General features: G+C 52.0%; 12 protein-coding genes and 3 pseudogenes. 10 read left to right on the forward strand and 5 right to left on the reverse strand.

Annotated elements, in window-relative coordinates; translation table 11 throughout:
• Positions 1-45: 45 nt before the first annotated feature.
• On the forward strand, positions 46-228 hold the full coding sequence (locus tag L1889_RS05640) for a hypothetical protein (protein ID WP_238664308.1): 183 nt from the start codon (positions 46-48) through the stop codon (positions 226-228).
• 96 nt (positions 229-324) lie between these two features.
• On the opposite strand, the pseudogene L1889_RS05645 reads toward L1889_RS05640, so the two are convergent.
• From L1889_RS05645 to xth, 5 genes and pseudogenes are all read right to left on the reverse strand, one after another.
• Positions 325-2593, reverse strand: a pseudogene (locus L1889_RS05645) (RelA/SpoT family protein).
• Between the two features lie 19 nt (positions 2594-2612).
• The gene (gene rpoZ / locus L1889_RS05650; RefSeq protein WP_238664309.1) at positions 2613-2816 is read right to left on the reverse strand and encodes a DNA-directed RNA polymerase subunit omega; all 204 of its coding nucleotides are present in this window, start codon (positions 2814-2816) and stop codon (positions 2613-2615) included.
• 31 nt (positions 2817-2847) lie between these two features.
• Positions 2848-3498 carry a guanylate kinase gene (gmk, locus tag L1889_RS05655; RefSeq protein WP_238664310.1) on the reverse strand — a complete coding sequence of 217 codons (651 nt, stop codon included), beginning with the start codon at positions 3496-3498 and terminating at the stop codon, positions 2848-2850.
• An 83-nt stretch (positions 3499-3581) separates the two neighbouring features.
• Complete coding sequence (locus tag L1889_RS05660) at positions 3582-3917, reverse strand: hypothetical protein (protein ID WP_238664311.1); 336 nt, start codon at positions 3915-3917, stop codon at positions 3582-3584.
• 43 nt (positions 3918-3960) lie between these two features.
• Positions 3961-4725: an exodeoxyribonuclease III gene (gene xth / locus L1889_RS05665; RefSeq protein ID WP_238664312.1), complete on the reverse strand. Its 765-nt coding sequence runs from the start codon at positions 4723-4725 to the stop codon at positions 3961-3963.
• A 298-nt stretch (positions 4726-5023) separates the two neighbouring features.
• On the opposite strand from xth, the gene L1889_RS05670 reads away from it, so the two are divergent.
• The 9 genes and pseudogenes from L1889_RS05670 to L1889_RS05710 all read left to right on the forward strand — a co-directional run bounded on the left by L1889_RS05670 (position 5024) and on the right by L1889_RS05710 (position 16256).
• Positions 5024-5173 (forward strand): hypothetical protein, encoded by a 150-nt coding sequence (locus L1889_RS05670; protein WP_238664313.1) that lies wholly within the window; start codon positions 5024-5026, stop codon positions 5171-5173.
• A 130-nt stretch (positions 5174-5303) separates the two neighbouring features.
• Positions 5304-6488, forward strand: a complete 1185-nt coding sequence (locus tag L1889_RS05675) for an acetyl-CoA C-acyltransferase family protein (RefSeq protein ID WP_238664314.1) — start codon at positions 5304-5306, stop codon at positions 6486-6488.
• Positions 6460-7362, forward strand: coding sequence for a spermine/spermidine synthase domain-containing protein (locus L1889_RS05680; RefSeq protein WP_308217598.1), 903 nt, complete (start codon positions 6460-6462; stop codon positions 7360-7362). The genes L1889_RS05675 and L1889_RS05680 overlap by 29 nt, the downstream gene beginning before the upstream one ends.
• Before the next feature lie 97 nt (positions 7363-7459).
• Positions 7460-8428 (forward strand): ABC transporter substrate-binding protein, encoded by a 969-nt coding sequence (locus L1889_RS05685; RefSeq protein WP_238664315.1) that lies wholly within the window; start codon positions 7460-7462, stop codon positions 8426-8428.
• Positions 8429-8494: 66 nt separating this feature from the next.
• Positions 8495-9376 (forward strand): annotated as a pseudogene (locus L1889_RS05690) (ABC transporter permease); the annotation flags it as partial.
• A gap of 13 nt (positions 9377-9389) precedes the next feature.
• Entirely contained in the window at positions 9390-10184 is a 795-nt protein-coding gene (locus L1889_RS05695) for an ABC transporter ATP-binding protein (protein ID WP_238664316.1), read from the forward strand.
• Between the two features lie 176 nt (positions 10185-10360).
• A complete protein-coding gene (locus L1889_RS05700; protein WP_238664317.1) occupies positions 10361-11623 on the forward strand; it encodes an efflux RND transporter periplasmic adaptor subunit in 1263 nt (420 codons plus the stop codon).
• A gap of 5 nt (positions 11624-11628) precedes the next feature.
• Positions 11629-14784, forward strand: a pseudogene (locus L1889_RS05705) (multidrug efflux RND transporter permease subunit).
• On the forward strand, positions 14784-16256 hold the full coding sequence (locus L1889_RS05710) for an efflux transporter outer membrane subunit (protein ID WP_238664318.1): 1473 nt from the start codon (positions 14784-14786) through the stop codon (positions 16254-16256). The pseudogene L1889_RS05705 and the gene L1889_RS05710 overlap by 1 nt, the downstream one beginning before the upstream one ends.
• Positions 16257-16291: the final 35 nt, after the last annotated feature.

The raw sequence follows: 16291 nt of genomic DNA on the forward strand, positions 1-16291 counted from the left end.
TGCCGCGATAGCGGGTGCAGGCACCTTTTAATACGATTTCTTCCCTTGTTGTTAAAGCAAGAGAAAGGGAAGAAATCCACGCCCTATAATCGCGCATTACACCGGGGTTTGGCTGCAATCGGACCCGCCGCTATTGTTGCGCTGCTGGTGGTATCGCTTGCCGGAGAAACCCGGAGTGAGCGTTTATTTGAAACGGTGGTGCCCATCGTGGGGGGCTGGGCGGCGTGATGCTGGGGCGCAAGCTAAGCAAAGGCAGTATTGCCGTGGCCACATTAGCGGGTGTGTTGGCCTACGCCGTGGTTACCGCCCTTATAGTGCCGTGACTTAATTCGTACCTTTGATACGTACGATTTTTTGCACCTGAGGAACATGCCTTAGCGCTCGTATGACCCGAGCCAGATGGGTCCGGCTATCTACCTGTACCGTAAGGTGGAGCAAGCCTGTAGCGGAGCCCTCGTCGGGCATGCTGAGGTGGAGTATGTTCGAGTCGGCATCGTTAATGGCAGCTGCCAGGCGGCCAAGTACGCCTCGCTCGTTGAGCACTGTTACGTCAAGACGTGTAGACAGGTGCCGTGCCGTATTGCTGTCCCAGACAACCGGGATCCAGCGTTCCGGCTCTTTAACCTGCTGACGTTGAGCTACGGCGCACTCAGACATGTGGACGACCAGGCCATGACCAAGGCGTATCCCGCCAATAATGGCATCGCCCGGAAGTGGACCGCAGCAAGGAGCCAGCTGTACAGCCTGACCTTCGTTGCCATGAATAACAATAGGCGCAGATCCGTTGGACGTGAATTCGTCAACTTGAGCGGCTGTGGTGGCCAGCATCGAATATTCTGGGGCGAAACGCCTGGCTACAACGGCTGCCAGGCGCTTGCCCAGGCCAATATCGGCAAGAATTTCGTCGCGCGAAGCGGCACCGGAGCTTTTGGCCAGTTTTTCCCAGGCAGGATCGGTTTCGTCAGGGAAGGCAATATTAAGCGGCTCGAAAGCCTGCTTTAACAGGCGGCGGCCAAAGGCGACAGACTCTTCGTATTTAACGGTACGCAGATAGTGGCGAATTTCAGACCTCGCCCGTCCGGTACGTACATAATTAAGCCATTGAGCGCTAGGACGTGCAGCAGGGAGGTTACGATTTCAACCGAATCGCCGCTTTTAAGTTCTGTACGCAAAGCAGCAAATTCACCGTTGATTTTTGCCGCCACAGCATGGTTGCCGATATCGGTATGAATAGTGTAGGCAAAGTCTACCGGAGTGGCACCGCGTGGCAGGGAAATGATTTTCCCGCGTGGGGTGTAAACGTAAACAGCGTCAGGGAACAGATCCACCTTGACGTGATCCAGAAACTCGCTGGAGTCGCCGGTTTGGCTCTGGATGTCGAGCAGGGACTGCAACCAATGGTGTGTGCGCTTTTGTAGTTCGTTGAGCGAGACACTTTCGTCTTTGTATAGCCAGTGCGACGCTACTCCTTCTTCGGCAACATGATCCATTTCGTGTGTGCGAAACTGAAACTCGACCGGGGTGCCATACGGCCCGATGAGTGTCGTATGCAGCGACTGATAGCCATTGATCTTGGGGATGGCTATGTAATCTTTAAACTTGCCTGGAACAGGGCGATAAAGCTGATGTAATGTACCTAATGCCAAATAGCATTCAGGCAAGGTATGGACGATGACCCTGAAGCCATAGATATCAAGCACATCTGAAAACGACTTTTTTGCTCCTGCATTTTACAAAAAATGCTGTAGAGCGATTTCTCTCGGCCACTGACCTCAGCTTCGATGCCGGCTGCAGGTAATGAAATCTTGACCGCGTCGGTAATTTTGCTGAGCACTTCCCGGCGATTACCCCTGGCGGCCATCAGTGCCTTATAGAGTACGCGATACCGGTTAGGGTGTATGGCTTTGAAGCACCGGTCTTGCAATTCGCGAAACAAGGCGTTCAGTCCCAGGCGGTGTGCAATGGGAGCGTAGATATCCAGGGTTTCCTGGGCAACCCGGCGGCGTTTTTCGGGGCTGACAGCCTCGAGGGTACGCATATTGTGCAAACGGTCGGCCAGCTTGATAAGAATGACGCGCACGTCGCGCGACATTGCCAGCAGCATCTTCCTGAAGCTTTCGGCTTGTTGCTGGCTTTTGGTCTGGAATTCAAGGCGTTCTAGTTTAGAGACACCATCCACAATGTCGGCAACATCGGTGCCGAATTTCTCGGCCAGTTCTTGCTTGGAGACATCCTGGTCTTCGATCACATCGTGGAGCAGTGCGGCTACCAGCGAGTCGGCATCGAGTTTCCAGCCGGCACAGATCTCAGTGACAGCAATAGGGTGGGTAATATAGGGTTCGCCGCTAGAACGAAATTGACCTAGATGAGCATTGTCGGCCAGACGGTAGGCTTCTCGGACGCGCTCAATATCTTTAGTGTCGAGATAGCTGCTGATTATTTTCGTTAGCGGCGCCAGGGACGCGATTGTGGCTTTAGCGGGTTCAAGCGCGGGAGCATTTGCTGCCTTGTTGCGGCGGCCTAGCCTAGATCCTTTTTTCAGGACGGCGAGTAAACCGGAGGATGCCCCCTTAACCCAGAGAAAGCCATAAATAACGCCCTTTATTGCTTAATTAGGTAGGTACTTTACGCAACATTTCCAGGCCGGTATCACCGCTAGCAATTTCACGCAAAGCGGTAACAGTAGGCTTGTTACGGCTTTCCAGACGTGGTTCGTGGCCTTGGGCCAGTTCGCGCGCGCGGTAGGCAGCAGCCAGGGTAAGATTAAAACGGTTCGGGATTTGTGCTAAGCAATCTTCGACAGTGATACGTGCCATATATAAGACCTGTGTGATGTAAAAGGACGGGTTATTCCAGACCAGCTGCAACGGATGCGCTGATGCCGAGTTGAGAGAATAAATCGGTATGGCGTATAGCTTGTTCACGAATGCCCAGGCGACTGGACTGAACAACCGATGCTAATTCGGCGAGTGCGGTGTTAAAATCTTTGTTAATAATAACATATTGACATTCTGATACATGAGACATCTCGCCTCCGGCCGCAAGTAAGCGACGGGCAATCACCTGGTGATCGTCCTGCCCCCGGCTTTTTAGTCGGCTTTCCAAGGCTTCAATTGACGGCGGCAAGATAAAAATGCCTATAGCCTTAGGAAAAAACCCGCGCACTTTCCGTGCGCCTTGCCAGTCGATTTCAAGCAGCACATCTCTACCTTCGTTTAACGCTGCCCGAATAGGTGGTGCTGGCGTACCGTAGAAATTGCCGTGCACCTCTGCCCACTCCAATAAATTATTTTCGTCACGCAGCTGCTTGAACTCGTCCACAGAGACAAAATGGTAGTGTTTATTGGCGGTTTCACCAGGCCGGGGCGAGCGCGTCGTGCATGAGATCGACAATAGAATGTCGTCGTCTTTCTCAAGTAGTGCATTCACGAGGCTGGATTTTCCAGCGCCGCTGGGTGCAACCACCATAAAAATATTACCGGGATATGACGTAGTCATGATTTTATTATTAAAAGTGGGTGGCTTGAGAGCATAGCAAGAAGCCGTACTCGCCCACAAGGGGAGCAAGCTGGCATAACGATTTAATTAAGCAGTTTCTTCAAGCCGTCGGCGCCCAGGAATTCGTGCAGCACGGCATCTTTAGTGCCAGCATCATGACACAGAAAGACCACCGTATCGTCGGGGCTGACATTGAAGAGGGCATCGCCTACGATAGCTGCGGCATCATCGGGGTGCGCTACAGCCATGACGTGTATGTCTCCGGCGTGCTCAAAGCGCTCTTCGGGAACAATATCGGCCACCGCATCGACATCGGGCGCACTGATGACGACATAAGCACGTACCGTGTGTTCTTCGATGTTGATGTCAAGAACAGCACCGTTTTCTACGATTTCAATAAGCTGGCTTCGCGTAGTCATAGCAGATTTGAGTTGGGTTGTTTAAGACGAGAAAGATCTAGGGTTACCGTAAGGGGGTATGGTCCGAAGGCTGCTCGTTGGAGCGGGGAGCCTTATCGATGTCGCATGCCAGTACCGATGGAAGAAGAGCGCTGGAAACAAGAGCGTGATCAATACGCAGGCCAGCGTTTCGGCGAAAGGCCATCCGGCGATAATCCCACCACGTATATGATTTTTCGGGCTGTTCAAACAGTCTGAACGAATCATGCAAGCCTAGATTGATGAGCTTGCTAAGCGCTGCGCGTTCAGGCTCCGAGACATGAACTTCTCCTTCCCAGCGCTTCGGGTCGTGTACGTCTTCATCGGCTGGTGCAATATTATAGTCTCCCAAAATGACCAGTTGGGGGTAAGTTTCCAGTTCGAGTTTTAACCAATCGTGTAAAGCCATAAACCATTCAAGTTTATAGACGTATTTGTCACTATCTAAAGCCTGTCCATTGGGGCAGTAGGCATTGATGACACGCACTGGCCCTGCATCAGTTTGATAAGTGGCGGCAATGATGCGCTGCTGATGGTCATCGTAATTAGGCAGATTTCGCTGTACGTGGCTGGCATCAAGCTTACTGATCAGAGCAACGCCATTATACGTTGCCTGTCCCGCCCATTCTGCTTTCCATCCGGCCTCTGCGAAAGCATCGAGAGGAAATTTGTCGTGAGCCAGCTTGAGCTCCTGTAAGCACAATACATCGACAGGATTCGCTTCTAACCAGTCCAAAACTTGCGGGAGGCGAACACGTAGAGAATTTACATTCCAGGTGGTTAATTTCACAGCCAATACTCAACATCAGAATTTAGTCGGAGTTCGTTAGCAACAGTGGGGCATATAAGCGTTATGCCGCATTAGCGAACCGAATTTAGCTCTCTATCATAACTCACCCTATGCAGTGTTAAGAGCGCGTGTGGATAGCGATTGCCCGGAGTTCCCTACTGCTTACTATGCATGGGGATTCTGGATTTTGAGGCTAAGTTATTGTCACTATTGACTTTTTTGTTTTATGCGTGTATGGTGGTTCTGGTGTGGGGCGCGTGGGGTGCCCCTTAGTCGATGCCAGCAGGAGAATGTTGACATGGCCACTAAACGACCAACTCGTCGTAGACAGGTCCTTGATATTGAACCATTAAACTGGGTCGCCCCCGAAACTCGCGAAGCGAAGTCGGAAGAGCGCCCTGAAGCAGAAGATCAGCAAGATCGTAAAAAGGAAACTGCTAAAAGCTAAGGTCAGGACACTCGATTACTCAACGCGCAGCCATTTGGCTGCGCGTTTTGTTTTGGACGATGCATATCGCTACTTCCAGGCCTGCTATTATCGCATTATGGTCAATCCACAGGCGTAAAGGAGCATCGTTATGGAACAGGTTGTAGTGGTGGAGGCATGCAGAACTGCAATAGGAACGTTTGGAGGGTCGCTAAAAGACGTCCCGCCTGCTGACCTGGGTGCAACGGTAATCAGAGGCGTACTGGATCGCTCGGGGCTTGAGGCTAATCAGGTTGGACATGTGGTAATGGGGCAAGTGATTCATACCGAAGCCCGGGATATGTATCTGTCACGGGTAGCGGCGGTGCAGGCTGGCATTCCCTTTGCAACACCGGCGTTTAATGTCAATCGACTGTGCGGCTCAGGGCTGCAGGCGATTGTTTCTTCCGCACAGGCCATCATGGTGGGAGACACTACCATTGCGATTGCTGCCGGGGCAGAGTCCATGAGCCGTGCCCCCTATATAAGTAGTAGTCATCGCTGGGGAGCCAGAATGGGCGATAGTGTGCTGGTTGATATGATGACCGGTGCCTTGGCAGACCCCTTCGATAAAATCCATATGGGCGTTACTGCTGAAAATGTCGCCAGGAAGTTTTCCATTAGTCGCGAAGCACAGGATGCACTCGCCCTGGAGTCACAGCTACGAGCTGAGAATGCAATAAAGAACGGGCTGTTTGCGGGCCAAATTGTGCCTGTATTGCGTAAGACGCGTAAGGGCGAAGATGTATTTAATGTGGACGAGCACGTGCGTTTTGGTGCCACGGCTGAGTCTTTGAAGTCGTTATCACCCATATTCATAAAAGAGAATGGTACAGTTACGGCCGGAAATGCCTCGGGCTTGAATGACGCGGCAGCAGCCGTGTTGCTGATGTCCGCCACTGAGGCTGAAAAGCGTGGCTTCACGCCTATGGCCAGATTGGTGGCTTATGCTCATGCCGGGGTTGACCCAAAGTACATGGGTATAGGACCGGTTCCGGCAGTAAGGGCAGCGCTTATCAGGGCTCAGCTAGATCTTAATGATATTGATGTTATCGAAGCCAACGAAGCCTTTGCTGCTCAGGCTTGTGCGGTTAATCAAGAATTGGGTCTGGACCCCGGCAAAGTGAACGTTAACGGAAGTGGTATCAGTCTGGGCCATCCTATTGGTGCGACAGGATGCGTCATTACTGTTAAGGCCTTGCACGAACTCAAGCGTATAGGTGGACGACATGCGTTGGTAACCATGTGTATTGGCGGTGGCCAGGGTATTGCTGCTATTTTCGAGCGTGTTGCGTAAATACGCATTGCTTGAGTTTTTCTATTTTTGCATGCAGTTGCTGAGAGCAAAGTCAGCTCGGCAGCTGCGCTATTTTTTGTACCTTATGTATCCAGATGACGATGAAGATGCCTTATATGAGGCTGATGATGTGACGCTTTCCGAGCAAGATGGAATACGCTATTTGCATTTTGGTACGCCCTGGATTCAAGGGGCAATGCGTCTTTCCAAGCCACATGACCTTGTGCTGACCTACACTCAGCAAATGATGAGCTGGCTATTGTTTCATGAAGCACATGAATCTGATCACATAGCCTTTCTAGGGCTGGGCTCTGCCTCTTTGCTCAGATTCTGCATGCGTAATACACCCAGCCAGTTAACATCGGTGGAAATCAACTCGCAGGTTATAGCGATGTGCAGGGCATTTTTCCGGCTTCCGGAAAATGAAAGGTCCTGTGTGGAGCAGGCTGATGCGCAAGAGTGGGTGCAAAACCCGCAAAACTACGATCAGTTCCAGATAATGATGATTGATCTCTACGACGCCCGGGCGCAGGGGCCTGTCTGTTCCTCGCTTGAGTTTTACCAGGGCTGTTACCGCACTCTGGGGGACCACGGGATTGCCAGCATCAACTTATTTGGTTCTCACCCAAGCTTCGAGCGTAATCTGACGAATATTCGCGAAATTTTTAAAGGCCAGGTATTGGTATTGCCCGAGATAGAAGAGGGAAATACGGTGGTGCTTGCCTTTAAAGGCCGCGGCCTGGAAACCACCACTCAGCAGTTATTGGATAGGGCGGATTCCGTGCAGCGCGATTTCAAGCTCCCCGCCCGTCGCTGGGTAAAAACGCTATTATCTACACGATCTGGTCCTACTGCGATTACAATCGCCCGGTAGTAACAGGGATATCCCTTGGCGAATCCCTTCAAGCGAATAGTTAGACTAACAACTCGATGCAATGATGATTGCACTCAAATATTCCCAGGAGCTTCGAATGAAGTTAACGAATACTACTAAGCTGTTGGCGGGGCTGCTTACTTCGGTCAGTTTGCTGGCTTCTACACTTGTAGGCGCCCAGACGGTGTCAGTCTCGTCCATTGTCGAACATCCGGCACTAGACTCCATACGGGACGGCGTTAAAAAATCGCTTGAAGATGCGGGTTATACCGATACCCAGGATTTCAAGTGGCAATTTCAGACAGCCCAGGGAAACACAGCCATTGCCACACAGATAGCGCGCAAGTTTGTAGGCGATAAATCCGACGTTATCGTAGCCATATCTACACCTTCGGCGCAGGCTGTGGTTGCTTCAACCAAGTCCATTCCGGTGGTTTACTCGGCAGTAACCGATCCAGTTGCTGCGCAGTTAGTCAGCAGCTTTGAAGCGAGCGGAACCAATGTCACTGGCGTATCTGATGCGCTTGCCCTCGAAAAGCAGGTAGAGCTCATCAGGCAAATTGTGCCTGCCGCCAAAAATGTAGGCATGGTATATAACCCGGGTGAAGCAAACTCGGCGGTGGTGGTGGAACGTATGCGCGAGTTGCTTTCTGCCCAGGACATGAACCTGATTGAAGCGACCGCGGCCCGCACGGTAGACGTAGGTGCAGCGGCCCGTAGCCTAGTGGGTAAAGTCGATGTCATCTACACCAACACCGACAACAACGTAGTGTCCGCATACGAGTCGCTGGTTAAAGTAGGCAATGACGCCAAGATTCCCTTAATTGCCTCTGACACCGACAGCGTTAGCCGCGGGGCCATTGCAGCATTGGGCGTCAACTATTTCGATCTGGGGCTGCAAACGGGTAACATCGTGGTGCGTATCCTGAAAGGAGAGAAGCCTGGTGATATTGCCTCTGAAACCAGCGATAAGCTCGAGTTATACGTGAATCCCGGCGCCGCCGAGAAGCAGGGGGTCAAACTTGACGATGCCTTTATAGAAACGGCAGCTAAAGTTATTCAATAACGCTCAAAAGGCGAATTTCGCGGTGCTGTAATGGCACCGCTCGTGGTTTTCTTATCCCGACCCTGTATGTCTGAATATTCACTTTATGGCGCACTAGAGCTAGGTTTGATATTTGCTCTGGTAGCGCTCGGCGTATTGATTTCTTTTAGAATACTGCGCTTTCCCGATTTAACTGTTGATGGCAGCTTCCCTCTGGGCGGTGCCTGTGCGGCTGTTCTGATTAGCAATGGTACTGATCCGTTTCTGGCTACGATAGTCGCAACGGGCGCCGGGGCCATAGCCGGTATGATAACGGGCTGGCTGAATGTAAAGCTGAAAATCATGGATTTGCTTGCGAGCATTTTGATGATGATCGCCTTATATTCCATCAACTTGCGGATCATGGGCAAACCGAACGTTCCGTTAATCTCCGAACCCACAGTATTCTCGATATTGCAGCCGGACGGCCTGGAAGACTACAAATTCAAGGTTATAGTCATGCTGGTAGTGGTTGTGGTGGCAAAACTGCTGCTTGACTGGTTTTTCTCAACCGAAAAAGGCCTCGCTATGCGCGCAACGGGTTCGAATCCGCGCATGGCTCGCTCGCAAGGGGTGGCTACAGGTGCAATGACCTTGCTGGGCATGGGTATTTCGAACGCATTGGTGGCACTGGGTGGTGCTCTGTATGCGCAATCCAACGGCAACGCAGATATCTCTATGGGCATTGGAACCATCGTAATAGGCCTGGCCGCTGTGATTGTAGGCGAGAGCATATTGCCCTCGCGTCGTTTGATCTATGCAACCTTGGCTGTAATTATTGGTGCGATTCTCTACCGTTTTTTCATTGCCCTGGCATTGAATGCCGATTTCATCGGTTTAGGGGCTCAAGACCTGAATCTGGTCACGGCGTTACTGGTTACGTTCGCGCTGGTCATTCCATTAATTAAGCGTAGGCTACGGCCCAAAAAATCAAGAACTGATTATGTTGAATGCACAAAACCTTCATCTTACATTCAACCCTGGCACGCCGATCGAGACACGGGCATTGCGCGGCATGTCTCTGTCGATTCCCAAAGGGCAGTTTGTAACTGTCATTGGGTCTAACGGCGCGGGAAAATCCACCTTTTTGAATGCCGTCTCTGGCGATCAGGAGGTCGACGAAGGGGCCATTGTTATTGATGGCAACGATGTCACCAGGCAATCCGTCTGGAAACGAGCCGATTTGGTTGCGCGCGTATTTCAGGACCCAATGGCTGGTACGTGTGAAGATCTGACTATTGAAGAAAATCTGGCTTTGGCCTCAAATCGGGGTCAGCGCCGGGGCTTGCGACGGGCGGTACAAACGGCAATGCGCGACGAGTTTAAGTCCAGGCTGGAGACACTGGGCTTAGGCCTGGAAAACCGCCTTACCGACCGCATTGGCTTACTTTCTGGCGGACAAAGACAGGCAGTCAGCCTGCTGATGGCGGCAATGCGGCCTTCACGCATCCTGTTGTTAGATGAACACACCGCTGCGCTGGATCCACGAACGGCTGATTTTGTGTTGAAATTGACGGCTAGAGTCGTGGCTGAAGGTCACTTAACCACTATGATGGTGACCCACAGTATGCGCCAGGCCCTTGATGTTGGCGAGCGTACAGTAATGCTGCATCAGGGTCAGGTCGTACTGGATGTTAGCGGCGACGAGCGTAAAGGCATGGAAGTCACTGACTTATTACACATGTTCGAGAAAGTTCGGGGAGAGCAAATCGATGACGATGCGCTATTGCTTAGTTGATTCCCATTTGATTACCCGCTTCTTGAAGATTCGCTGTTGTCGTTTTATTAATCGTTATTAGCTTCTATTAATTTTATTTAATTAATTTAAAGCTGCGCCTTGTGACTGTGCGGTACGGTATGGTGCAGTATTAAAATTACAGTCTTTGCTGAATATTGAAATCCCAGGAGTTTTTCATGCCTATTTCCCGCCCCAAGGCGTGGCACCCGCTACGAGTTGTACTGTTATCTAGTGTGGTCTTACTCGTGGCATGCAGCGATAAGCCCGATGAGCAGCAAGCCCAAGCACCAGGCTTCCCTGTGAGTGTAGTAACCGTACAGTCGCAGCCAACTACGTTGTTTGCGGAATTGCCAGGCCGTGTCGAAGCCATTAAAGAGGCACAAATTCGTGCTCGTGTCACCGGCATTGTAGATGAAATCAATTTTCAGCAAGGCAGTGATGTTAAAGAGGGAGAGCTGCTTTTCAGCATTGACCCGGATACATATGAAGCTCAGCGCGATCAATTGGCAGCCCAGGTAGAAAATGCAATAGCCGACTCCAAAGTATCAGCATCCTTATCAGAGCGTTATACACGCTTGATCAAGGAAAATGCTGTGAGCCGACAGGAGTACGAAAATGCGATGGCGCGAAATGCCCAGGCGCAAGCGGCAATTACAGCGGCGCGCGCCAATTTGAAAGCGGCTGAAATCAATTTAAGCTACACCAAAGTTGTATCGCCTATTTCCGGACGTATTGGCCGCTCGGAAATTACCGAGGGTGCACTGGTCAGCTCCACTGAAGGCACTCACTTGGCTACTGTCCAGCAACTCGATCGCGTCTATGTTGATGTGACCCGTCCTGCAAGCGAATTGCACAGCCTTCGCAAAGCCGTAGCTGAAGGAAAAATCAAGCAAGACGCTGACGGGGCAAAAGTACGCGCCTTGCTCGACGACGGCACAACCTATGACGAAATTGGCAGCCTGCTATTCTCGGGTGTGGCAGTAGACCCGGGTACAGGGCAAGTTAGCCTGCGCGCCGAGTTCCCGAACCCGGATCATCTGTTGTTGCCAGGAATGTTTGTACGTGTACGCATTGACCAGGGCGTGGATGAAAATGCCCTGTTGGTACCTACACAGGCAATTCAGTACTCAAGTTCAGGGGCCACTTCGGTAATGGTGGTCAATGAAGGGGTTGTGGCGGCCGTACCGGTACAGGTCGGTGCCAATTATGGTGACCGTATCATCGTTACACAGGGTCTGGAGTCTGGTGCCCAGGTTATTGTCGAAGGCTTTCAGAAAATTGGTCCTGGATCTCCGGTAGAGCCCAAGCCCTGGAAAGATGATGAAGCGGCCCAGGGACAGGACGGGGCGCCTGGAAGTGCTGACCCTTCAGCAGCTGCCGACGTACCAGAGGCCGCTGACTCCAGCTCTGATGCCGCCAACGCTTCTGCAACCGAGTAGATACGATGCCACAGTTTTTTATTGAACGTCCCATTTTTGCATGGGTGGTAGCGCTAGGTATTACGTTATTGGGGCTCATCTCGTTACCGACGATGCCCGTTTCACAATACCCAGAGGTAGCGCCACCCTCGGTTACTATTTCTGCAACCTATCCTGGTGCTTCGGCTGATGACGTGGCGAGTTCTGTCGCCAGTGTTATCGAGAACGAGCTGAACGGAGCCAAGGGCCTGCTCTATTATGAGTCGGTCAGCGATTCCTATGGGCAGACTCAGATTACGGCCACCTTCGAACCCGGCACCGATCCAGACTTGGCTCAGGTGGATGTACAGAACCGTGTTGCTAATGTGCAGGCCACGTTGCCGGCCGCGGTTGTGCAGCAGGGCTTGAAAATCGAGCAGGCCAACACTGGCTTCTTGCTGGTCGTGGCCATGTCCTCCGAGGATGGAAGTCGCGATCAAACTGAATTGGCCGACTATATCAAGCGCAACGTTCAAAACACCATTTCACGGGTTCCCGGCGTAGGTAAGTTCCAACTGTTCGCCGCAGGACGGGCGATGCGTATTTGGGTGGATCCTGAAAAGCTGGTTAGCTATAAGATCAGCATGGCCGAAGTTAATGCCGCGGTTGCCAATCAAAACGTCTTGATTTCAGGGGGATCCTGGGGTCGCCGCCTAATCCGGGCAGTCAACGTGTCACGGCGCCTATAGTCGTGAACGGGCAGTTGCGTACGGCAGGCGAATTTGAAAATATTATTCTGCGCTCGAACCCCGACGGGTCTATGGTCAGGGTTTCTGATGTGGCGCGGGTGGAAGTAGGGGCCGATAACTACCAGTTTGGCGCACGTCTGAATGGTAAGACAACTGCCGCCTTCGCTATTTCCCTGGCGCCCGATGCCAACGCGCTGGCCACGGCTGAAGGCATTAAATCTCAGATGGACGAGCTGGCTGAGTTTTTCCCCCGGGGTCAGTTACTCCATTCCGTATGATACATCGCCCTACATCCAAACCTCTATCGAGCAGGTGGTAGCGACCTTGCTGGAAGCGATGGTGCTGGTGTTTATCGTCATGTATGTATTCTTGCAGAATATACGTTATACGATTATTCCTGCCCTGGTTGTTCCTGTCGCTATCTTGGGAGCTCTCGGCGTTATGAACGCGATGGGGTTCTCTGTCAACGTGCTCACCATGTTTGCCATGGTATTGGCAATCGGTATTTTGGTCGATGACGCCATTGTGGTGGTTGAGAACGTCGAGCGGATCATGGCTGAAGAAGGGCTGTCTCCTAAAGAGGCTACGCGAAAGGCGATGCCTCAGATTACAGGCGCCATTGTCGGGATTACGCTGGTGTTGACGGTGGTGTTTCTACCCTTGGCATTTATGTCCGGTTCAGTGGGGGTTATCTATCGGCAGTTCTCTGTCGCCATGGCCGTTTCAATTGCATTCTCTGCGTTCCTTGCACTGAGTTTCACGCCGGCACTGTGCGCGACCATTCTGAAACCCATTCCCAAAGGGATGCACACTCAAGAACGGCGCGGCTTCTTTGGCTGGTTTAATCGGGTTTTTGGACGTATCACCAATGGCTATGAGGGCTGGATCACCAAAAGCCTGAAAGCCACCGGCCGTATGATGCTCGTCTATGCCTTGATGGTCGCCCTGCTGGGCTTCATGTATATGCGCATGCCTACCGCCTTCCTGCCCGAAGAGGATCAGGGTTTTGCGCTGGCCAACATCGAACTGCCAGCTGGCTCAACGGCGAACCGAACCCTGGAAATCATTCAGCAGGTAGAGGGGTATTTCGGCAGCAAGCCACAGGTCAAAGATTTGATCACAGTTCAAGGGTTTAGCTTTAACGGTAACGGTTTGAACTCTGCCATTGCCTTTGTAACCCTCAACGATTTCAAAGATCGTCGAGGGCCTGAGGATTCGGCACAGTTCATTTCCGGCGAGGCAAGCAAAGCTCTGTTTTTCGGCCTTCCGGATGCTATGGTGTTTTCCATTGTGCCGCCCGCAATTTCTTCGCTGGGTAATGCGGCCGGCTTTGATATGCGTCTTGAAGACCGCGGCGGACTGGGGCAGGATGCGCTGTCAGCTGCAACACAGCAGTTGCTGGGGCTGGCTAATGAAAGTGAAATTCTCAACCAGACTCGTGTTACAGGTTTAGGCCCGGGCAAGCAATGGAGTCTCACGATTGATCGTGAAAAGGCGGCCATTCAGGGCTTGGACTTCAACGAGGTAGCTCAACTTATCAGTACTGCCTTGGGTTCGGCTTACATTGGTAAATACACCAATAGCGGCTGGGTGGAAAATATCTGGGTTCAGGCAGAGGATAAGTTCCGCATGAACATAGAAGATGTCATGCGGCTTAACGCAAAAAACCGGCAAGGCGAGATGGTTCCTCTGAGCACTGTCGTCACAGCGGCTCCGGAGCAGGCGCCTGTGCAGGTGGTGCGCTATAACAGTTACCCTTCCGTTCGCCTTGGCGGTGAGGCTGCAGCAGGCTACACCACGGGTGAGGCCATGGCTGAAATGGAGCGACTGGTAGGTGAACTTCCCAATGGTTTCGGACTTGAGTGGACTGGCCTTTCATACCAAGAGATAGAGGCGACGGGTCAAAGTACGATTCTGATGGCGTTGTCGGTTTTGATTGTGTTTATGGTGCTGGCTGCTTTGTACGAAAGCTGGGCCATACCGTTTTCTGTCATTCTGGCAGTACCGCTGGGCGTGCTTGGGGCTGTATTGCTGGCCTCATTCAATGGCATGGCTAACGATGTTTACTTTCAGGTCGGTATCGTTACGGTTATAGGTCTGTCAGCGAAAAATGCCATTTTAATTGTTGAGTTCGCCAAGGACGCTTATGCCCGCGGCGATGATCTTTACGCAGCAACTATTGATGCGGCACGTATGCGTTTCAGGCCTATTTTGATGACATCATTTGCCTTTATATTGGGTGTGCTACCTTTGGCTCTCTCCTCTGGAGCGGGTGCGGCCAGCCAGAACGCCGTGGGTATTGGTGTGCTGGGCGGAATGCTGGCGGCCACCCCGCTAGCAGTACTTTTTGTACCTACATTTTTTGTGGTGATATTGCGCTTGTTTAAAGTTCAGCCTAAGTTGCTCGGTGCTCAGGCCAAGGCTGCGCATGCCACCTCGTCCGAGGCGAAATAATGGTTAATGCAACGATGAAATTTAGTCTGTCCAGCGTATGTGCGGCTGTGTTGCTAAGTGCGTGCTCATTCGCTCCTACTTATGAGCGTCCGGCTGCACCGATCCCATCAAGTTTCCCTCTCTATTCAGATGGTGTCACGGCGAATACCGAAGGTGTGGTTGAGGAGTTGGGCTGGTCCGACTTCTTTAAAGATGCGCGGCTGCAGGCCATTATTGCCCTGGCACTCGACAATAATCGTGATATGCGTATTGCGGTTGAGCGGGTGCAAGAAGCCCGGGCCCAATACGGAGTGGTACGTAGTGATCAGTTCCCGTCCATTGGCTTGGGTGCTACCGGGCAAGTAACCCGCTACCCGGAAGACTTGCGAGTGGGCGGCCCTGATTCTGAATCCGTCAGTAAGAGCTTCCAGGCGGGTATTGGTCTGACCTCCTTTGAAATCGACCTTTTCGGACGTCTGCGCAATTTAAGTGCTGCTGCCTTGGAGCAGTACTTGGCCACCGAGTCAGCTCAACGCGCCGTGCGTATCAATGTGGTTTCGCAGGTGGCAGAAGCTTACTTCCGATTGCGCACTGCTCAGGAAATGCAGACGCTGATGCGTAACACCGAGAAAAGCCGCAGTGAGACCTTGCGTTTGGTTCAACTGACTTACGACGTTGGTACAGCGTCATCTTTGGAGCTGAATCAGGCAACCTTGCAATTACAGACTGTACGTGCTGATCTTGAACAAGCGCGACGCAATGAAATGCGGGCATTAAATGCCTTGACCTTGCTTACCGGTACCGAATTGCCCACCGATCTGCCTGAACCACAATCGTTTGGTCCTGAGCAGCTGGTTAATGACATTCCCGTGGGACTGCCTTCCGATCTGTTGCAGCGCCGTCCAGATCTGATAACGGCCGAGCATGCCTTACGTGCTTCCAATGCCAATATCGGTGCGGCACGCGCGGCTTTCTTCCCCTCTATCTCCATTACGGGTTTGCTGGGTTTTGCCAGTCCGTCGCTCACGAATCTGTTTGGCTCATCACACCGGTTTTGGCAATATTCCCCGCAAATCTCCATGCCTATCTTTACCGGTGGAAGCGTACAGTCCGGACTGGACATTGCAGAAGCCCGTAACAATATCGCGGTGGCCCAGTATGAGCAAAGCATACAGAATGCATTCAGAGAAGTAGCCGATGCCTTGGCGGGCGAAGCCACTTACAGCCAGCAGCTGGATGCATTGCGCGCGATGATCAGCTCGGCCAATGGAAGCCTGAATACCGCCAATTTACGTTATGAAACCGGGATAGACAGTTTTCTCCAGGTGCAAACGGCTGAAATCAATTTGTACAGCGCCCAGCAAATCGGAATTCAGGTGGGACTGGAGTCATTGTTAAATCGCATTGAACTCTATAAAGCCCTCGGTGGAGGCTGGAAACTACCCGAAACGGCCGACGAGGTGAAGCAGGCTTCGGCTCCTGTAGAGCAATAAATGCGATAATAGGCCCTTTAGTGATTTTACTGGAG

The sequence above is a fragment of the Paenalcaligenes niemegkensis genome (genome assembly GCF_022230885.1).
In the GTDB taxonomy this organism is placed as follows: Bacteria; Pseudomonadota; Gammaproteobacteria; order Burkholderiales; family Burkholderiaceae_B; genus Paenalcaligenes; species Paenalcaligenes niemegkensis.